The organism is Winogradskyella flava (assembly GCF_014243395.1).
Taxonomy (GTDB): Bacteria; Bacteroidota; Bacteroidia; order Flavobacteriales; family Flavobacteriaceae; genus Winogradskyella; species Winogradskyella flava.
Genome location: NZ_JACLCP010000003.1, coordinates 445,332 through 465,545, shown reverse-complemented (window position 1 = coordinate 465,545; position 20,214 = coordinate 445,332). Strand labels below are relative to the sequence as shown.

Below are 20,214 nucleotides of genomic sequence, written 5' to 3'. Positions count from 1 at the left end.
AGATGAATTTTTTATTAAAAACTTCACTTTGTCCTTTCTATATATAGATATATCTTTGTAGGCTAAAATTTATACCATATATAATGATTAAAATTACTCTACCTGACGGTTCCGTTAGATCTTTTGAGAAAGATGTAACTCCCTATGAAGTGGCTGTAGATATTAGCGAAGGGTTCGCACGAAATGTTATTTCAGCAAAATTCAATGACAATGTTATTGAAACCACCACTCCATTAACAACAAATGGTAATCTTACATTATATACATGGAGAGATGATGCCGGTAAGAAAGCCTTTTGGCATTCTACTGCTCATATTTTGGCTCAAGCTCTAGAAGAATTATATCCAGGAGTGAAGCTTTGGGTCGGTCCTGCTATAGAGAATGGTTTTTATTACGATGTTGATCTAGGTGAAGATGTGATTTCTGAGAAAGACTTTAAAACCATAGAGAATAAAATTATAGAAATTGCTCGTGGAAAACACGACTTTAAAATGCGTGAGGTTTCTAAAGCTGATGCATTATCTTATTATAAAGGTAAAAATGAATACAAAGTCGATCTCATTGAGGGGCTTCAAGACGGTACCATAAGTTTTTGCGACCATGCTACATTTACGGATTTATGTCGAGGTGGTCATATTCCTAATACAAGTATTGTTAAAGCCGTCAAAATATTGAGTGTTGCTGGAGCTTATTATAAAGGTGATGAGAATGAAAAACAGTTAACCAGAGTTTATGGTATCTCTTTCCCTAAACAAAAAGAACTCACAGAGTATCTTCATCTATTAGAAGAGGCTAAAAAGCGTGATCACAGAAAATTGGGCAAAGAACTTGAGCTTTTTACTTTTTCACAAAAGGTTGGACAAGGCCTACCATTATGGTTACCAAAAGGTGCCGCTTTGCGTGAACGTTTAGAAAACTTCTTAAAAGCTGCTCAAAAGAAAGCTGGTTACGAAATGGTCGTTACACCTCATATTGGCAGCAAGGACCTATATGTTACGTCTGGTCATTTTGCAAAATATGGTGAAGACAGTTTTCAACCTATTAATACGCCCGCTGAAGGTGAAGAGTTTTTACTTAAGCCAATGAACTGTCCGCATCATTGTGAGATATATAATAGTAGACCATTTTCATATAAAGAATTACCTAAACGCTTCGCGGAATTTGGTACCGTATATAGATATGAGCAAAGTGGTGAATTGCATGGATTGACTCGAGTAAGAGGATTTACGCAAGATGATGCACATATATTCTGTACACCAGATCAGTTAGATACAGAGTTTAAGGAGGTAATTGATTTAGTACTTTATGTTTTTGGATCTCTTGGTTTTGAGAATTTCACCGCTCAAGTATCGTTGAGAGATCCAGAAAAACCAGAAAAATATATTGGTAGTGATGAGAATTGGGAAAAAGCAGAAAACGCGATTCTTAATGCCGCAAAAGATAAAGGCCTAAACTATATTGTCGAAACTGGCGAAGCCGCATTTTATGGGCCTAAGTTAGATTTTATGGTAAAAGATGCTCTTGGGCGTCAGTGGCAACTGGGTACGATACAGGTAGATTACAACCTACCTGAGCGCTTTGATTTAACCTACAAGGGCAGCGATAATGAGATGCATAGACCAGTGATGATTCATCGTGCACCATTTGGAAGTATGGAGCGTTTTGTTGCGATCTTGCTAGAACACACTGGTGGAAATTTCCCGCTTTGGTTGATGCCAGAACAAGCTATTATACTGTCTGTAAGTGAGAAATATGAAAAATACGCTGAAAAAGTTTTAAATTTGCTAGAAAATGACGAAATTCGCGCCCTTGCTGACAACAGAAATGAAACAGTAGGTAAAAAAATTCGGGAAGCTGAAATGCAAAAATTCCCTTATATGATTATCGTTGGAGAGCAAGAAGAAAAGGATAATACAATTACAGTGCGTCAACATGGTGGAGAAGACCTTGGCACAATAAGTGTAAATGAATTTTCGGAAATTATAAAAGATAAAGTAAATAAAAGTTTGAAAACTTTTAAATAAATAATGTTTAATTTAAATATATAAGCCATAGCAATACGTAGAAACAGAAGAAGTTATAATAGACGTGAATCCCAAGAGGACAAACATCGTATAAATTCTAAAATTAGATCTGAAGAAGTAAGAGTTGTTGGAGACAACGTTGAAGTAGGTGTGTATCCTATTAAGCAAGCGCTTTCCATGGCTGACGAACAAGGTTTGGATCTGGTTGAGATTTCGCCAAATGCGAACCCTCCTGTTTGTAAGATCATGGATTATAAAAAGTTTCTTTACGAACAAAAGAAACGAGAAAAAGCTTTAAAATCTAAGGCTACGAAAGTAGTAGTAAAAGAAATTCGTTTTGGTCCTCAAACAGATGACCATGATTACGAATTCAAAAAGAAACATGCTATTAAGTTCTTGAAAGATGGTGCAAAGTTGAAAGCCTTTGTGTTCTTTAAAGGGCGTTCTATAGTGTTTAAAGAGCAAGGGCAAATCTTATTATTAAGATTAGCACAGGATCTTGAAGAGTTTGGTAAAGTAGAACAAATGCCAAAACTTGAAGGTAAGCGAATGATTATGTTCATCGCCCCAAAAAAGAATAAATAAACAATGCTGAAAAAATATCAGCATGAAAGATAAGCGAAACGTAAATTAAATCTAGGACAAAATGCCTAAAATGAAAACAAAATCGAGTGCTAAGAAACGTTTCAAACTAACTGGCACTGGTAAGATTAAAAGAAAGCACGCTTTTAAGAGTCATATTTTGACAAAAAAATCTAAAAAGCGTAAGCTTGCGTTGACCCATGATACTTTAGTACATAAGGCTGACGAAGATAATGTTAAAACCATGTTACGTTTAAAGTAATACGGTTTTAATCGGTTAAAATAATTTATAAACCCTGGAGTTAGGCAAAAGTATTTAGCAAGTGTAGATTATTCTACCGCCTACTACAAAAAACAATTAAAGAAATGCCAAGATCAGTAAATTCAGTAGCAAAAAGAGCCAGAAGAAAAAAGGTTCTTAAGCAAGCAAAAGGATACTGGGGAAGACGTAAAAACGTCTGGACAGTAGCCAAAAATGCGGTTGACAAAGCGATGCAATACTCGTATAGAGACCGTAGAAACAAAAAGAGAACATTTCGTTCGTTATGGATTATGCGTATTAACGCAGGTGCAAGACAACATGGAATGAGCTATTCAAAATTTATGGGAGGACTTAAAGCAAATAATATCGAATTGAATCGTAAGGTTCTTGCAGATTTAGCTATGAATCACCCAGAAGCTTTTGAAGCAATAGTAAACAAAGTTAAATAAGGCTTTTAGCCAAAATTAATAACAACATTTCGCTTATTTAAAAATCCGATTCGTATGAATCGGATTTTTTGTTTTATAACTCAATTTCCAAAGGCCGTTATTATTAGAGTTCTTCCAGAAGCATTATTCCGATGCTCACATAGGTAAATACCTTGCCAAGTACCTAGATTAAGTTTACCATTAGTAATTGGAATCGCTACTGAAGCACCCATTAAAGACGATTTAATATGTGCAGGCATATCATCAGACCCTTCAAATGTATGTTTATAGTAAGATTGATTTTCAGGCACCATTTTATTGATATGACTTTCAAAATCCAAACGAACCGTTGGATCGGCATTTTCATTTATGGTTAAACTTGCCGACGTATGCTTAATAAAAACTTGTAGCTGACCAATCTTAATGTCACTAATCTCTGGAATAGCATCTAGAAGCTGATCCGTAATTAGGTGAAAACCTCTAGAATAAGCTGGCAGCCTAATTTCCCGTTGGAAAAATTTCATTCAGCTTTATTTTGATTCATCAGAAATCTCATTAATCGCAAATTTAAACTCTTCCCAATCAATAAGTTCATCGCCATCTTTATCGTAAACGTCAATCAATTTTGAAGAGACAATCCCTCTGAGAAAACCATTTATCTCTGCCTCTTTCAATAAGTCCTTGATTTCATTTTTAGTTAATTTTCCGTCACCATTTTTGTCAAAAAAGGCAAAGGCTGCTTCTGATGTCGAAAAATGATTTGTTATTAAGATTTGGATTTTATTGAGTATCTCTTCTTTTCTTCCCATCGTAACATGAATTAGTATCAGTTTAAAATACGAAAAAAATAGCTCAGAATTAAGTTTTCTGCTTCTTCTTCTTAGCAGCAGGAAACAAAACGTTATTAAGGATTAGTCTATAACCGGGTGAGGTTGGATGCAAGTCCAGTTCTGTTTTTGGATCTCCCACTCTGTGGGTATAATCCTCTGGATCATGACCTCCATAAAACGTGAAAAACCCTTTTCCTTTTATACCATGAATATATTTAGCTTCACCGTTCGTTTTATTCTCTCCCATAACAAGAACGTTGGACTTAATCTGATCTCTTGTAAAAGATGTCGTCTGTCCCATAAAACCCTTTACCAGCGATGTGTGGTTTTGAGTTAACATTGTTGGAATTGGGTCCCATTTTGCAGAATATTCCATTAACGAGAAGTAATCCGTTTTAAATGGAATTTGGCGTTTGCGCGTCATATCTATTGAAGAGAATTCATAAACATTAGGGCTACGTTCCAAAATATAATCTTTAAATGCGAATGTTTTTGAAAAATCAATCTTATTCTGATAACCAGGATCACTGCCGTCTCCGTCAAACATTGGTTCACAAATATCAATGTTCTCTGCGGAAAGCGCGATATCAAAACTATCTGTTGCAGAGCACATGGCAAACATAAAACCACCTCCAACGACATAGTCCCTTATCTTTAAAGCCACTGCTAATTTAGCATCTGACACTTTATCGTAACCCAACTTCTCAGACAGCTCTTCAGCTGTCTTTTTTTCTTCAATATACCATGCCGCAGAACGATAGGTTCTGTAAAATTTACCATACTGACCTGTAAAGTCTTCATGATGTAAATGCAGCCAATCATATAATAACAATTCATCCTTTAACACTTCTTCATCATAAATAGTTTCGTAAGGGATCTCGGCATAAGTTAATACCATGGTCACTGCATCGTCCCATGGTTGTTTTCCATAAGGTGTATACACTGCAATCTTTGGTGCTTTCTCTAAAACAACGGCCTCTTGGTTTACTGAGGGACTGCTAATATCTTCAAGAATTTGAGCCGCTTTTGAATCTGATATCACTTCGAAAGACACACCTCTAATCTGACATTCACGTTGAATAATTTCGGCATCTGGTAGTAGAAACGAACCCCCTCTGTAATTGAGTAACCACTTTACCTTTAACTCGCGCTCCAAAGTCCAATACGTTACACCGTAGGCCTTAAGATGATTTTCTTGTGATTCCGCATCCATAGGAATAAGAATATAAGATGCGTAAGCATTAACATTTAATAAAAGTCCAATAATGATGAAGGCAATTTTTTTCATTTATTTAATTCTCCAAAACCTATGTTAAGCAATATTATAATTTCGTTGTACTTCCTATTTTAGCCAAATGCCCACTATGGACTTTCTAGTTCATAAATTTAAAACGGAAGATACTTAATTTTTATTCGGATTGTACCAAAATTATAATTCTTTTAAGACCTATAGCGCATACTTAATGAGTTCATTATAATATGGTTGACACTGTTCAAGCAGCATATTAAGATGCTCTGGAAATGGTTCGTCTTTGGCTTTGTACTGTTGAAAACCACTTGATTGATGAACATTATGATACCAATACTTTGCCCAAATCCCATCTTCTACACGTTGCTGTGGTTGCCAAGACAGCATGTTTTCTTCAAATTGAATATTCGCAAAATCGCATAACTTACTCAATACTTTTTTGGGGTCTTCCAGAACTCTTTTTGAGTCTAAAACGGTAAAAGGAATATTATGCTTTTCGAAGTAGCGCAACAACTCAATATGGAGTGCGTAACCAACGTCATCAATGGTTGGGTTTTGGATGACTTTATCAAATGACGGCAACATATCTACTGGATTCCTTGTAAGAATAATGCTGATGGTCTTTTCCATAAACTTACGATCTAAATCCAGTAAATGATGCGTCATATGCTTAAAAAACAAAACGGGTTTTCTGTTATTAGACAACATCTCCTGTACAACTTTATTGCCATCGATCTCCATGGTATTCAAAATATCATCAACCCCAGGATGATATTTATGCGCTTCAGGATGATGCTTCAAGTAATAGGCATACAAGGGTTCATCAAAGACCTTGGTGTCCGCACGCTGTGCAAATGCGTACATTAATGCTGTAGAAATATTTCTTGGTCCAGACCAAAGACAAATACGTTTTGTACTATCCATTCTTAACAGCGTTGTCAATTAATGCTTCATACAAGTTGCTCAATTGTCTGGTCATGTGGCCATAGTTTCCTTTTCCTATTTGTCTTCCATCAATTTTTGTCACTGGTGTTAAGCCTCCGAATGTACCAGTTACGAAAGCTTCATCGGCACCGTAAACATCGAACAATGAGAAATCCTTTTCAATACAAGTAATTCCATTTGCTTTACAAACCTCGATGACCTTTGCCCTTGTTATGCCGTTCATACAGTATTTGCTAGTTGACGTACAAACCTCACCATCTTTTATCATGAAGAAGTTAGTGGCATTACAGGTCGCAACAAAACCATTTACATCTAGCATAAGGGCTTCATCTGCACCTGCTTCAATAGCTTGGATCAAAGCTTGTACTTCGTGAAGCTTACTATGGCAATTTAATCTTGGGTCTAAATAATCTGGTGAACCTCGTCGTATACTACTCGTAAATAATGTAATTCCTTTTTCCCTTGATGCCTTAGAGGCTGTTTTATACTCAGGTATGATCACCACATTTGGACCGGAAATAGTCAGTCTTGGATCTTGTGACGGTGTTTTTTTTATACCTCGCGTTACCATAATTCTCACATGAACACCATTCGTCATAGCATTGGCATTCAATGTGGCCCAAACTTTAGCTATAAGTTCTTCTTTCGTAAATGGTAAGTGCATACCAACTGTGGCAGCAGATTGCCATAGTCTATTAAAATGATCCTCTTTAAAAACAAGTACACCATGATGTAAACGCAGGGCTTCCCATACACCATCACCTACTAAATAGCCACTATCAAAAACACTTATTTTTGCCTCCTTTCGTGGATAAAGTTCATCATTGATTGAAATGAGAATATCATTGTTTCTTGAATCTTCTTGTGCATTATGCGTACCATGGACCATATCTCTAGTTTTAAACTAGAAATATACTTAAAATTACAATTCTTTTAAGTAAGAATTAATACTAGTCTAAGGTCGTTTGATTCCCGGATAGTAAACTTGCAATAACTTTGGTATTCGGGAATTGCTCTAAAATAATTTTTATGAAAACTGTAATAGGAATTGCCATAATCAGCCCTGGAATTCCCCATAAAAATCCCCAAAACATTAGCATCACCAAAACCGCAATAATATTTATGGAGAATGATTTTCCCATAAAAATTGGTTCTAGAATAGCACCGAACGTCACTTGTACCATTGTAATACAGAGTATAAAAAAGAATAGTGTACTGGTTGGGTCCAATTCTACAAATGCAAAAATTGACAGAAGTATTACTGATATAAAAGAACCTACCATTTGCACAAAATTGATGGCAAAAGCAAATAATCCCCAAAAAATAGGAAAGCTTACATCGAAGAATACGCACATCAGCCCTGTAAACAAACCTGTTAAGGCACTCACTAAAAACTTCACTTTAATGAACTTAATAAGGTCTTTCTCGATTTTCATAAAAGCTTTAATCGATGTATGTTTTTGTTTTAATAGTGTGTTGTTTAATAGGTTGTGAACATTAATGGATTCTGCTAACCATAGTACAACAAAAAATATTGTCATAAGTAAGCCTGTTAAAAATGAATTTAAAAATCCAATAGTCGATCCTAAGTTATCTTTTTGAAATAATTGCGCAATGACATTCGTGTCTTGTTCTATTTCGATTCCGAAGCTATCCGTAAGGTATAACCTTAAGTCTGCCAGCTTTTCTTCTGCCTTTGGAAAAAAATCAGATTGGGACGCCAAGATCTCTTTACTAGACAATTGAATAAGTTCTATGCCCAACATAACGCCTCCAGTTACCAAAAGTAAAACTATAATGATGCTAACGAATTTTGGTACTTTTCTACGTCCTAAATATCGCATTAAAGGCAAAAAAAGTAAGGCGATAAACATTGAAAAAATCAATGGAATAAATATAAACGATAGTATTTTAAGCAGGTAAAAAACAAGAGGTATTACAATTATTAACAACAAAATATTTGTTGTACGTCTTTGATCTAACATGAGGCAATTCTTATAAATACGAAATGCGAAGATACGCCAAAAAAGAACTTAATTGCCCATGGCTATTGTTAAAATGGCACACCATCATCTTCTGGTGCGTCGAAAGCATCTCCTGCAGATGGGAAATTATCTGGTCTAAAGGTGTCGTCATTGGCTGCGGCATTCATTTTAGAATGGAACTCACCAAAAGGTGTATCAAAATCATCTAGATTATCGAACTTCCCTAAATGACCAATAAACTTCAGTCTAATATTATCCAAACCACCATTTCTGTGCTTAGCTACAATAAATTCGCCTTGACCCTCGGTTGGAGAACGTTCTTCATCGTCCCACTCGTCTATCTTGTAGTATTCTGGTCTATAAATAAATGATACAATATCTGCATCTTGCTCAATTGCTCCCGATTCACGTAAGTCAGATAATAATGGTCTTTTGCTACCTCCACGCGTTTCCACGGCACGAGACAACTGAGATAAAGCGATAACTGGTACGCTTAGTTCCTTAGCTAAGGCTTTAAGGTTACGTGAAATTGTAGAAATTTCCTGTTCACGATTACCTCCTTTTTGACTTCCACCTGCAGTCATAAGTTGTAGATAATCGATCATAATCATCTTTATACCATACTGCGAGGCCAAACGACGTGCTTTTGCTCTTAAATCAAAAATAGATAATGATGGTGTGTCATCAATAAAAAGAGGTGCCTTTTCCAAGGTCTTCACTTTTACATTGAGTTGTTCCCATTCGTGCTTTTCTAGTTTTCCTGTTCTCAGCTTTTCTGAAGATAACCCTGTTTCACTGGATATAAGTCTCGTAATCAATTGAACTGATGACATCTCTAATGAGAAAAACGCAACAGGTTGGTTAAAGTCTACAGCAATATTTCTTGCCATAGTCAGTGTTAAAGCTGTCTTCCCCATACCAGGACGTGCAGCGATAATAATTAAATCCGACGGTTGCCATCCAGAGGTTAATTTATCAACTTTATCGAAACCAGTTGGAATTCCACTAAGGCCTTCCTTGTTTGAGATATCCTCAATTTTCTTCTTGGCTTGAATCACCAAACTTTGTGCAGTTTCTGTTGATTTTTTAACGTTACCTTGAGTCACTTCATAAAGCTTGGCTTCTGCATTATCCAGAAGATCAAAAACATCTTTGGTCTCATCGTACGCATCTTCAATAATTTCGTTTGAAATCTTAATCAAACTTCGCTGAATATACTTTTGAAGAATGATACGTGCATGGAATTCTATATGCGCTGAAGATGAGACACGTTGGGTTAACGAAATAAGGTAAAAATCGCCACCAATCAAATCCAACTTTTCATCTTTCTTTAATTGACTAGAAACGGTTAATAAGTCAACAGGTTCACTGTTTTCAAATAATTTGAAAATAGCTTCAAAGATGTGTTTATGTGCATCCTTGTAAAAAGCTTCAGGACTTAAAATATCTATAACTTCATCAACACCCTTTTTATCAATCATCATAGCTCCAAGCACAACTTCCTCTAAATCAATAGCTTGTGGAGGTATTTTTCCTTTCTCTAAACTAATGATAGTGCTTTTATCGACTTTATATCCTTGTATTGGATTGGGTTGTTTCATAAGTAACAAAAGTAGCTAAATAGTATCGACGAACTGCAAGATTGGATTTTACAATCTTAACAGGTCATTAACAATCTATCTGTTAATAACTCGAATATATTGTTAATAGTGATAAAAAAAACCGAAGTCAAAACTTCAGTTTTTATAGGTTGCCTATGTTTAGGGGATTTAGTCTTTATAGACTCCCATTTCATCATATTTATCCATGCGCTGTTTCATCAATTCTTTTGGTGATAAGTTTTTCAACTCCTCATAAGATTTTACTATGGCATCCCTAACAGCCATAAACGTTTTCTCTCTGTCCTTATGAGCGCCACCAAGAGGTTCTTTAATGATTTGGTCCACAAGCTTCATGCGCTTCATGTCCTTAGCTGTTAACTTTAAAGCTTCGGCAGCTTGTTCCTTATATTCCCAACTTCTCCATAAAATAGACGAACACGATTCTGGAGAAATTACAGAGTACCAAGTATTCTCTAGCATCATTACCTTATCACCAACGCCAATACCCAATGCTCCTCCAGAAGCACCTTCACCAATAATTACTGTAATAATTGGTACTTTAAGACGTGTCATTTCTAAGATGTTTCTTGCAATGGCCTCACCTTGTCCGCGCTCTTCCGCCTCCAAGCCAGGATAAGCACCTGGAGTATCTATTAAGGTTACCACTGGAATTCCAAACTTTTCTGCAGACTTCATTAGACGCAAGGCCTTACGATAGCCTTCAGGATTAGACATTCCAAAATTTCGATACTGTCTTGTTTTTGTATTGAACCCTTTTTGTTGACCTATAAACATATAGGATTGGTCACCTATTTTTCCCAAGCCACCAATCATGGCTTTATCATCTTTAACGTTTCTATCTCCATGAAGTTCTAAAAAAGAATCTCCACAAAGCGCTTTAATATGATCTAATGTATAAGGTCTGTCTGGATGACGCGATAACTGAACACGTTGCCATGCCGTAAGATTTTTATAAATATCTTTCTTTGCTTCTGCCAGTTTCTTTTCAATTTGTTTACAAGTTTCGGTGACATCTACATCACTTTCTTCGCCAATAATCTGACATTTTTGAAGCTGTTCTTCTAATTCTTTTATGGGTAATTCAAACTCTAGATATTCCATACAATTTGAAGTTAGTTTTTTTGTTTAGTTAGTTAATGCAAATATAAAAACTTTAATTGGTAATCGCATTGGATTTATTCTTTCGCTTTTTATAGTTCTTCAGCACAGCATCCATAAGAACAGTGACAATTACCAAAGCGGCACCAATATAAAATTGTGGTGACATTTTCTCTGTCTCTGGAAATAAGATCAATGCCATAGCTATACCATAGATAGGCTCCAAGTTATAACTCAAAATTACCGTAAAAGGACTAATATAACGCATTACCTCTACAGCTCCAATAAAAGCATAGGCTGTGCAAACAGAAGCCAAAATGAAAATATAAATCCAATCTGAACTTGAAAGTGTAAAGAATTCAGCATTAAATGTTGTACCAGACAATAGAATAAAAGCAGTCAAAAAAAGGACCCCACTCACAAACTCATAAAAGGAAATCACAGTAGCATTATAACGTTCAATGAACCGTCCGTTTATGACAGCAAATAGTGTTGAAAATAAGGCTGATGCCAAACCTAAAATAATACCATTAATATAGCCCATCTCACTACTGGTAATTAAAAAAACACCTAAAATAACGACGATGCCAAATAAAATTTCATAACCCAAAATTCGTCTTTTAAAAAAGATAGGCTCAATGAATGACGCAAAAAAAGCTCCGGAAGAAAACATGGCCAAAGCAATGGATACATTAGCTTGGTTGATAGCCTCAAAAAACGTAATCCAATGTAATGCGATAATAACACCAGCTGCTGAAAATTGTAAGAATGCCTTTTTGGAGATTTTAATGTTCAATCTTATCACCTTAATATATAAGAACATTAGAATTCCCGCTATTGCCATTCTATACCAAACTAAAGCTAATGCGCCAATGGTAATGAGTTCGCCTAAAATCGCCGTAAAGCCAGCAATAAAAACCAGAAGATGTAAATGAAGGTATTGCTTAAGTTTAGCGTTTGGCATTTTGCAAAAGGTATATAGCTAAAATACCAAATATTACATTAGGGAACCAAACCGCAATGATTGCCGGGAAATTAGATTGCTCTGCCATAACACCAAAAATCTTATCGAAGAATACATAGATCATAGCAATGGCGATACCAAAAGCCAAATTAACACCCATACCACCACGTCGTTTCACAGAAGATACAGCAACTGCGATTATTGTTAGAATAAAAATTGAAACCGGAAGGCTCCATTTTTTTAGCTTTACCACTTCATAGCGTCCAATATTAGGAGAACCACGTCGTTTTTCTGAATCAATAAACTTCAAAAGTTCACCGTAGGATTTGGTTTCTGCAGCATATTCAACAGGCGTTAAGTCTTCAAGCTCAAAAGGAAAAATGATATCTTTTTTTGTTTCCTTTTCTAAAATTTCAGTACTATCTGTAAATGTCCGCTTTACATACGACGTTAATCTATAACTGCTATCTTCTTCTATATATCTTATGTTATCCGCGAATATTTTATACTTAAGCTCATTGCCCTCAAAATGTTCGTAAGTAAAGTTCATTCCTGATTTATTTTTTGGAATAAACCTACTCACATAAATATAGTCATTGTCATTAATTTGTCGATATACATCCCTTGTCTTCTGGATACTTTTGTTTTTTTTGAGGTATTTGAACTTAAATTCGTTAAACCCTTGACTTGCAATTGGTGCCAAATACATACCCAAAACCAATGCAAAAACAGCAACAATACTGGCTCCTATTAAATAAGGCCTCAAAAATCTTGAAAAAGAGACACCAGAGCTCAAAAACGCTACTATCTCAGTATTGTTGGCCAACTTGGAGGTAAACCAAATAACTGATAGAAATAAGAATAAAGGAAATAAGAGATTAGCAAAATAGACAGTGAAATCCAAATAATAGGCTGTTACCTCGGCAAAAGGTGCTTTGTTCTCTAAAATTTTCCCAACCTTTTCTGCTAAATCTACGGTAATTCCAATGGGAATAAAAAGTAACAGCATCATTAGAAATGTAAACAAATAGCGCTTTAATATGTACCAATCTAAGATCTTCACGTATTACAACCTTTTATCCATTTGTTTGACCATTTTTTCTTTCCATGCTCCGAAATCGCCCTCAATAATATGCTTTCTAGCCTCTCTAACCAACCATAGGTAAAAGCCTAAATTATGAATTGTTGCTATTTGCTTACCCAACAACTCATTTACCGTGAATAAATGCTTTAGATAAGCCTTACTGTAATCGGTATCTACAAAAGTGATTCCCATATCGTCTATTGGTGAAAAGTCATCAGCCCATTTTTTATTTTTAATATTGATTGTGCCATGAGCCGTAAATAACATGCCATTTCTCGCATTACGCGTAGGCATAACACAATCAAACATATCTACACCTAACGCTATATTTTCTAAAATATTGATTGGAGTACCAACTCCCATTAAGTAGCGTGGTTTATCTTCAGGCAAGATGTTGCAAACCACTTCGGTCATGGCATACATTTCTTCCGCTGGTTCACCTACAGACAATCCTCCTATCGCATTGCCTTCTGCGCCTGCATTCGCAATATACTCAGCAGATTGAATTCTTAAATTCTTATAAGTACTTCCTTGAACTATAGGGAAAAAGGTCTGCTCATAATCATATTTAAAAGGTGTTTTCTTTAAATGCGTTAAACAACGTTCTAACCAACGATGTGTCATGTGCATGGAACGTTTGGCGTAGTTGTAATCGCAAGGGTAAGGTGTGCATTCATCAAAAGCCATAATAATATCAGCACCTATACTACGCTGCACCTCCATTACATTTTCTGGTGTAAATACGTGATAGCTTCCATCGATATGAGACCTAAACTTTACACCCTCTTCTTTAATTTTTCTATTAGCAGATAGAGAATATACTTGATAACCTCCAGAGTCCGTTAAAATATTCCGATCCCAATTCATAAATTTATGAAGTCCGCCTGCCTGCTCTAAAATATGAGTTTGAGGTCGTAGATAAAGGTGATAAGTATTCCCAAGAATAATATCAGGATTAATATCATTTTTCAACTCACGTTGATGCACTCCTTTTACCGAGGCCACTGTGCCAACAGGCATAAAAATCGGAGTTTCGATTTTCCCGTGATCTGTAGTAATAACTCCAGCCCTAGCCTTTGTTTTTTTATCTTTTGCTAAGCGTTTAAAATCCATTAAAATTGGGTCTAATGGCAAATATAATTAACTCAAATACATTACATCTTAATTAAATTTAAAATTGTTAGCAAATCTGCAAAATCGTTAATAAGTGTGTCTATTCTGCTTTTGTAACAGCCTCATAAAAAACTATTTTTGTGCCATTAATTTAAGCAACACAATATGCCTAATATTCAACAATTAGAAGATTTGACTACTCAGGTTCGTAGAGATATTTTACGAATGGTACACAAAGTGAATTCTGGTCATCCAGGAGGCTCTTTAGGATGTGCCGAATTTTTTGTTTCATTGTTCAATGAAATCATGGAAACTAAAGAAAGTTTCGATATGGATGGGATTGGAGAAGATCTGTTTTTCCTTTCCAACGGTCATATTTCACCTGTATACTATAGCGTTTTGGCAAGAGCTAATTACTTTCCTGTGGATGAACTAAATACTTTTAGACTTGTAAACTCTAGATTGCAAGGGCATCCAACCACCCATGAAGGTTTACCTGGTGTAAGAATCGCTTCTGGCTCTCTAGGTCAAGGCATGTCGGTTGCCATTGGTGCAGCTGAGGCCAAAAAATTAAATAAGGACAATCACCTCATTTATAGCTTACATGGTGATGGTGAATTACAAGAAGGGCAAAACTGGGAGGCTATAATGTATGCCGCCGGAAAAAAAATTGATAATCTTATCTCTACAATAGATTTAAATGGACAGCAAATTGATGGTGCTACAGACGATGTATTACCTATGGGTAACATAAAAGAGAAGTTTGAAGCTTTTGGATGGACCGTATTGGAAATTGAAGAAGGTAATAATTTAGAAGCCATTTTATATGGAATGGCCAAGGCCAAGGCAGAAACTGGAAAAGGAAAACCTGTTTGTGTTTTGTTGAAGACTATTATGGGTAATGGTGTGGATTTCATGATGCATACACATGCTTGGCATGGTAAAGCGCCTAATGACGAACAACTAGAAATAGGATTGGCTCAAAATGCTGAAACTTTAGGTGATTATTAAAAGACTAATTAAACAGACACCCTCTTTCTAGGGCACTACTATGAAAACATATACAAATACGGGAAATAAAGACACAAGATCTGGTTTCGGAGCTGGATTGACAGAATTAGGAAAAACGAATGAAAACGTTGTTGCGCTTTGTGCAGATTTAACGGGTTCTCTGAAAATGGATGAGTTTAAAGCCAATCATCCAGAGCGTTTTTTTCAGATTGGTATTGCTGAAGCCAATATGATTGGTATTGCTGCTGGCATGACGATTGGAGGAAAAATACCGTTTACTGGAACATTTGCTAATTTTTCTACTGGTAGGGTTTATGATCAGATACGTCAAAGTGTTGCCTATTCTGATAAGAACGTTAAAATATGTGCATCGCATGCTGGCGTAACTTTAGGCGAAGATGGTGCAACACACCAAATTTTAGAAGACATTGGATTGATGAAAATGTTACCAGGAATGACTGTGATTAATACCTGTGATTACAATCAAACCAAAGCAGCAACATTAGCCATTGCGAAACATCATGGCCCTGTTTATTTAAGATTTGGACGTCCAAAGGTAGCCAACTTCACTCCTGAAGATGGTGATTTTGAAATCGGGAAAGCGGTAAAACTTATCGATGGCAATGACGTTACTATTGTTGCAACGGGTCATTTAGTCTGGGAAGCACTTGAAGCTTCTAAGGTTTTACATGAGCAAGGTATTTCGGCTGAAGTCATTAATATACATACTATAAAACCTCTTGATGAAACCGCAATTTTACAATCTGTATCAAAAACAGGTTGTATCGTCACTGCCGAAGAACACAATTACCTTGGAGGTCTTGGAGAAAGTGTCTCTAGAGTATTAGCATTACACAACCCAACACCTCAAGAATTTATCGCTACAAATGATACTTTTGGTGAATCTGGCACACCAGCGCAACTTATGGAGAAGTATGGACTAAACAGTTCTGCGATACAACAAGCCGTAAAAAATGTGCTAAAAAGAAAATAAGTTCATTTTGGCAACGTTTTTGATATTACATATCTAATCTTAAAAACGAACATTATGAAAAATTTGAAAAAAGCAGCGTACTTAGCTGTAGTTTTTGCATTCATCGGTTTTTCCGTTAATGCCCAAAAAGGTAGTGCCTTTGGTTTTAAAGGCGGATTGAATTACAATGCCAATGGCGATTATTTTGAATCAATAGGTGAAAATTCCCAAAACCCAGATCGAAATATCGGCTACCATATTGGTGTTTTTGGAAAATTAGGAAATCAAATCTATTTTAGACCTGAGCTGGTTTACACTGCCACTAAAAGTGATTACGATAGTGATCAGTTTAGTATGAAGAAAATAGATGTACCACTATTGGTGGGTATAAAAGTTCTTGGACCAGTTAGTGTTTTTGGCGGACCATCATTACAATATATATTGGATACAGAGTTTGATGGTATTAATATTAATAATGTAGAAGATGAGTTTTCTGTAGGTTTAAATTTTGGAATTGGATTAAGCCTTAACAAAATTGGAATTGACCTAAGATACGAGAGAGGTTTTAGCGATAATGAAGCTAACTTTATCAATAACAATATTGGTACCGATATTACAAGTAGAATTGACACAAGACCTGATCAATTGATATTGAGTTTATCAATTGCCTTATAAGACTTCAATTATAGTATCATAAAAAAGCCACTAATTAAAATTAGTGGCTTTTTTTAGAACAGAAAAACGGATGTTCTAGTTTGTCTCGTTTTCATTGTAATTTGTAGTAACCGTTTCATCCAAATAGTCTAAAATGCCATTATTGTTATCATCAACCGCCTTTACCGTGATAATAATACCAGTATTTTCATTTCTGCTGTAAATATATTCATTTGCGGCAAGTACTGGTTCCTCAGTATATTCGGTTTGAACTAATTCATTAAATGTTGAAACACCATCGCCATCATCATCAATATCTATAAAATTTGGGAAGTTGTTATCATCTGTATCGTCGTCAGTAACTTCCAAACTATTATCTAAATCTTCAACATAAGAAGGAATGCCATCGTTATCGTGATCCTCTTCTTGATACTGTAATAATTCAAACTTAAAAATTAAATTAGCATAAGACGATCCTGTGGTAGTGCCAGAAAAGTAGCCTAGTCCTGATGGTATAAACATAACGCCCAAGCCATAATCTCTATAATTTACAATGCCATTAACAATACCATCAAGAAAACCAGCATTAAAGGTTGGCATAACAAGCTGCCATCCCTTAATTGTTCCAAAAGTACTAATCAAGTTGCCTTGCAAGAATAAGTCTACAGGAGTTACTGAAGAATCAAAAACGTCACCACCTACAACATTACTGCCTTCATAACGCACTCTTACTTGGTCTGTGAACCTTGGCAAGCCCGCTTCTTCATCTCCTTGATCCAATCTCAAAATATAATATTTATAATCAGCTTCAAGATACGTTGTGGTTCTAGTCTCTACAGCATCCATTAATAAAGTATGTCCATCTGGAACTGTTTCGCCTTCTTCTAACTCGGTGATTATAATATCATCGTATTTAAAATCTTCATCGGATTCAAAAAGACTTGAATTATAATAGTGCGTCGTCAAATAAGCCACTAAAGTCGAATCATCCACAATCTGTTGCTCCGCTCTATCTTCTTCTACAAAAGTAGGACCATCGTCATCGTCATCACCACCACAAGAAATGAGAAGAGCAGGAAAAACTGCCATCAATAAAAATACTAGTTTAAACGGTTTTACTTTCATAATTTACTTAGTTGGTGTAAAAGATTCACCACAAATCTTATACTGGGTTCATTATTGCTTATTTTCAGTGCGCAAGATACATTAAAATAATATTTTTGTACAATAAGATTAACGTAGTTTTTAGTTAAAAATATATGCGAATAGACAAATATCTTTGGTGCGTGCGCTATTATAAAACGCGCAGTATTGCCACAAAAGCTTGCAAGAAAGGCCATGTAAAAGTTAATGGCGCTGTAATAAAACCATCTAGAGAGGTTTATGCCACGGATAAAATTGAACTTAGAAAAGATCAAATAATCTATAAACTAACCGTAAATGATTTGCCTCCAAATAGAGTTGGTGCAAAATTAGTTGATATCTACAGAACGGATACCACTCCAAAGGAAGCTTTTGCCTCGAAAGAGCTATTAAAATTCAGTAAAGACTACTACAGAAAGAAAGGTACTGGTAGACCAACAAAAAAAGATAGACGTGATATTGATGGATTTTATGAAGAAGAGTAAACTAAACAAAAGTTATTGGGAACAGCGTTATGAGACGTATCAAATAGGTTGGGATATTGGATATCCATCTACACCATTAAAAATCTATGTAGATCAAATTGAAGATAAATCATTAAAAATTCTAATTCCTGGTGCTGGCAATAGCTATGAAGTTGAATACTTATGGAATAAAGGTTTTAAAAATGTTTATGCGCTTGATATCGCCAAACAGCCATTAGAACATTTATCCCATCGCATACCAAATCTTCCTACTACACAACTACTACATATGGATTTTTTTAATCTAAACGCTCAATTCGATCTTATAATGGAACAAACATTTTTTTGTGCACTAGATCCTATTTTAAGACCTAATTATGTTGAAAAAATGTATCAATTACTAAGGCCTCAAGGTAAACTTGTTGGATTACTTTTCAATTTTCCATTAACTGAAAATGAACCACCTTTTGGTGGAAGTCTTACTGAATATAAAAGTCTTTTTAAAAAACGTTTTAGAATAAAAACTTTTGATGAGTCAATTAATTCTATTGAACCCAGAAAAGGTAAGGAACTGTTTTTTATCTTTGAAAGTATATAAAGCGTTTTTCAATTAAAGTATCTTTATTACAGTTTTTCAGAAATAATCATCAACAACCTTTATAAGTTTAAATAAGTAAAATCATCACATGGCACTAACAAAAAAGACTATTTTAAGTCATAAGGAAATAGAACATAAAATAAAGCGTATCGCATATCAAATTTATGAGTGTAATGTTGATGAGACAGAGATTATCATTGCGGGCATAGAAAGTAACGGCTACATATTGGCTCGTAAAATAAAACAGCAATTAGATAAAATTTCCGATATAGAATCCACTTTATGTAAGGTTATTATTGATAAAGCGGCACCCACTAATCCTATTAAAACATCTATTGAAAAAGATGATTACTCGGAAAAATCGATTGTGCTCATTGATGACGTACTCAACTCAGGAAGTACACTAATATATGGTATTAAACACTTTTTGGATGTGTCATTAAAGCAATTTAAAACTGCGGTGCTTGTTAATAGAAATCATAAAAAGTTTCCAGTTAAAGCAGATTTCAAGGGTATTTCTTTATCTACTTCTCTATTTGAGCATGTCCATGTGAATCTGTCGAAACAACCTTATGAAGCCTATTTAGATTAAGTGCATTAAAATATTTTCCAAAATATCTTTTTTGGATTTATCATCTGCATTTATATTATAATCTGCTTGGCTATAATATGGCGCACGCTCAAAAAGATGCTTTCCAATAAACTCCAATAATTCTTCTTCAGAAGTCAAATGACTAATCAAAGGCCTCTCGTCTCGTTCTGTTCTTAGTCGTTCTGCTAAGTTTTTAATAGAAAGTTTTAGGTAAAACGTGATGACGTTCTTGCCATTCTTCAATAGAGATAGGTTGTTCCCATAACAAGGCGTACCGCCACCAAGACCAAGAACAACATTCTCCTTAGAATCAATAATCTCTTTTAAAGACTCGGTTTCTTTTTTTCTGAAATAGATTTCACCTTTTTCCTTGAATATTGACAAAATGGACGAGTTTTCATTCTCCGAAATAAAATCGTCTAAATCCAAAAAATCATAATTTAATAGCGTAGCCAACTTCTTACCAATAGTTGATTTTCCAGATCCCATATACCCCATTAAAACTACAATCATAACGCTTACAAATTGATTATTAAATCCTTGTGACTAAACACAGCAAAAAAACAAAAATTTAAGCAAAAAAAGTATTGTTT

Annotated in this window: 23 protein-coding genes; 10 read left to right on the top strand and 13 right to left on the bottom strand. The window is 35.2% G+C overall.

Features of this window, described 5'->3' with window-relative positions:
* Positions 1-83: 83 nt before the first annotated feature.
* The 4 genes from thrS (at position 84) to rplT (ending at position 3,317) form a co-directional block, all read left to right on the top strand.
* The gene (thrS, locus tag H7F21_RS12640; protein ID WP_185789649.1) at positions 84-2,024 is read left to right on the top strand and encodes a threonine--tRNA ligase; all 1,941 of its coding nucleotides are present in this window, start codon (positions 84-86) and stop codon (positions 2,022-2,024) included.
* 33 nt (positions 2,025-2,057) lie between these two features.
* The gene (gene infC, locus H7F21_RS12635) at positions 2,058-2,609 is read left to right on the top strand and encodes a translation initiation factor IF-3 (RefSeq protein WP_185789669.1); all 552 of its coding nucleotides are present in this window, start codon (positions 2,058-2,060) and stop codon (positions 2,607-2,609) included.
* A gap of 61 nt (positions 2,610-2,670) precedes the next feature.
* Complete coding sequence (gene rpmI, locus H7F21_RS12630; RefSeq protein WP_139698285.1) at positions 2,671-2,868, top strand: 50S ribosomal protein L35; 198 nt, start codon at positions 2,671-2,673, stop codon at positions 2,866-2,868.
* 104 nt (positions 2,869-2,972) lie between these two features.
* Positions 2,973-3,317, top strand: a complete 345-nt coding sequence (gene rplT, locus H7F21_RS12625) for a 50S ribosomal protein L20 (protein ID WP_185789648.1) — start codon at positions 2,973-2,975, stop codon at positions 3,315-3,317.
* Positions 3,318-3,397: 80 nt separating this feature from the next.
* Here the strand turns inward: rplT and H7F21_RS12620 are convergent, their stop codons facing one another.
* The 11 genes from H7F21_RS12620 to tgt all read right to left on the bottom strand — a co-directional run bounded on the left by H7F21_RS12620 (position 3,398) and on the right by tgt (position 14,186).
* Positions 3,398-3,820, bottom strand: coding sequence for a secondary thiamine-phosphate synthase enzyme YjbQ (locus tag H7F21_RS12620; RefSeq protein ID WP_185789647.1), 423 nt, complete (start codon positions 3,818-3,820; stop codon positions 3,398-3,400).
* A gap of 6 nt (positions 3,821-3,826) precedes the next feature.
* A complete protein-coding gene (locus tag H7F21_RS12615) occupies positions 3,827-4,105 on the bottom strand; it encodes an EF-hand domain-containing protein (RefSeq protein ID WP_185789646.1) in 279 nt (92 codons plus the stop codon).
* A 49-nt stretch (positions 4,106-4,154) separates the two neighbouring features.
* Entirely contained in the window at positions 4,155-5,339 is a 1,185-nt protein-coding gene (locus tag H7F21_RS12610; RefSeq protein WP_343067654.1) for an asparagine synthetase B, read from the bottom strand.
* 234 nt (positions 5,340-5,573) lie between these two features.
* On the bottom strand, positions 5,574-6,299 hold the full coding sequence (locus H7F21_RS12605) for a sulfotransferase-like domain-containing protein (protein WP_185789644.1): 726 nt from the start codon (positions 6,297-6,299) through the stop codon (positions 5,574-5,576).
* Positions 6,292-7,209: an aminotransferase class IV gene (locus H7F21_RS12600; protein ID WP_185789643.1), complete on the bottom strand. Its 918-nt coding sequence runs from the start codon at positions 7,207-7,209 to the stop codon at positions 6,292-6,294. The genes H7F21_RS12605 and H7F21_RS12600 overlap by 8 nt, the downstream gene beginning before the upstream one ends.
* A gap of 61 nt (positions 7,210-7,270) precedes the next feature.
* On the bottom strand, positions 7,271-8,305 hold the full coding sequence (locus H7F21_RS12595) for an AI-2E family transporter (RefSeq protein ID WP_185789642.1): 1,035 nt from the start codon (positions 8,303-8,305) through the stop codon (positions 7,271-7,273).
* A 68-nt stretch (positions 8,306-8,373) separates the two neighbouring features.
* Positions 8,374-9,906 (bottom strand): replicative DNA helicase, encoded by a 1,533-nt coding sequence (gene dnaB / locus H7F21_RS12590; RefSeq protein WP_185789641.1) that lies wholly within the window; start codon positions 9,904-9,906, stop codon positions 8,374-8,376.
* Positions 9,907-10,074: 168 nt separating this feature from the next.
* Positions 10,075-11,028 (bottom strand): acetyl-CoA carboxylase carboxyltransferase subunit alpha, encoded by a 954-nt coding sequence (locus tag H7F21_RS12585; RefSeq protein ID WP_185789640.1) that lies wholly within the window; start codon positions 11,026-11,028, stop codon positions 10,075-10,077.
* Positions 11,029-11,080: 52 nt separating this feature from the next.
* Positions 11,081-11,989: a DMT family transporter gene (locus tag H7F21_RS12580; protein ID WP_185789639.1), complete on the bottom strand. Its 909-nt coding sequence runs from the start codon at positions 11,987-11,989 to the stop codon at positions 11,081-11,083.
* A complete protein-coding gene (locus tag H7F21_RS12575) occupies positions 11,976-12,998 on the bottom strand; it encodes an LptF/LptG family permease (protein ID WP_246431481.1) in 1,023 nt (340 codons plus the stop codon). The genes H7F21_RS12580 and H7F21_RS12575 overlap by 14 nt, the downstream gene beginning before the upstream one ends.
* Positions 12,999-13,055: 57 nt before the next feature.
* Positions 13,056-14,186 carry a tRNA guanosine(34) transglycosylase Tgt gene (gene tgt / locus H7F21_RS12570; RefSeq protein ID WP_185789637.1) on the bottom strand — a complete coding sequence of 377 codons (1,131 nt, stop codon included), beginning with the start codon at positions 14,184-14,186 and terminating at the stop codon, positions 13,056-13,058.
* A gap of 165 nt (positions 14,187-14,351) precedes the next feature.
* Between tgt and H7F21_RS12565 the strand changes: the two genes are divergently transcribed.
* From H7F21_RS12565 to H7F21_RS12555, 3 genes are read left to right on the top strand one after another with little or no spacing between them, the layout of a single operon-like run.
* Positions 14,352-15,197 carry a transketolase gene (locus tag H7F21_RS12565; RefSeq protein ID WP_185789636.1) on the top strand — a complete coding sequence of 282 codons (846 nt, stop codon included), beginning with the start codon at positions 14,352-14,354 and terminating at the stop codon, positions 15,195-15,197.
* Positions 15,198-15,237: 40 nt separating this feature from the next.
* Complete coding sequence (locus H7F21_RS12560) at positions 15,238-16,191, top strand: transketolase family protein (RefSeq protein WP_185789635.1); 954 nt, start codon at positions 15,238-15,240, stop codon at positions 16,189-16,191.
* 54 nt (positions 16,192-16,245) lie between these two features.
* Positions 16,246-16,845, top strand: a complete 600-nt coding sequence (locus H7F21_RS12555; protein WP_185789634.1) for an outer membrane beta-barrel protein — start codon at positions 16,246-16,248, stop codon at positions 16,843-16,845.
* Positions 16,846-16,920: 75 nt separating this feature from the next.
* On the opposite strand, the gene H7F21_RS12550 is transcribed toward H7F21_RS12555, so the two are convergent.
* A complete protein-coding gene (locus tag H7F21_RS12550; protein ID WP_185789633.1) occupies positions 16,921-17,949 on the bottom strand; it encodes an FKBP-type peptidyl-prolyl cis-trans isomerase in 1,029 nt (342 codons plus the stop codon).
* Positions 17,950-18,083: 134 nt separating this feature from the next.
* Here H7F21_RS12550 and H7F21_RS12545 point away from each other — a divergent pair, with 134 nt between their 5' ends.
* From H7F21_RS12545 to H7F21_RS12535, 3 genes are all read left to right on the top strand, one after another.
* Entirely contained in the window at positions 18,084-18,452 is a 369-nt protein-coding gene (locus H7F21_RS12545) for an RNA-binding S4 domain-containing protein (protein ID WP_185789632.1), read from the top strand.
* The gene (locus H7F21_RS12540) at positions 18,439-19,029 is read left to right on the top strand and encodes a methyltransferase domain-containing protein (protein ID WP_343067653.1); all 591 of its coding nucleotides are present in this window, start codon (positions 18,439-18,441) and stop codon (positions 19,027-19,029) included. The genes H7F21_RS12545 and H7F21_RS12540 overlap by 14 nt, the downstream gene beginning before the upstream one ends.
* An 88-nt stretch (positions 19,030-19,117) precedes the next feature.
* Complete coding sequence (locus H7F21_RS12535; protein WP_185789630.1) at positions 19,118-19,621, top strand: phosphoribosyltransferase family protein; 504 nt, start codon at positions 19,118-19,120, stop codon at positions 19,619-19,621.
* Here H7F21_RS12535 and H7F21_RS12530 read toward each other — a convergent pair.
* Entirely contained in the window at positions 19,613-20,134 is a 522-nt protein-coding gene (locus H7F21_RS12530; protein ID WP_185789629.1) for a shikimate kinase, read from the bottom strand. The genes H7F21_RS12535 and H7F21_RS12530 overlap by 9 nt on opposite strands.
* Positions 20,135-20,214 lie beyond the last annotated feature (80 nt).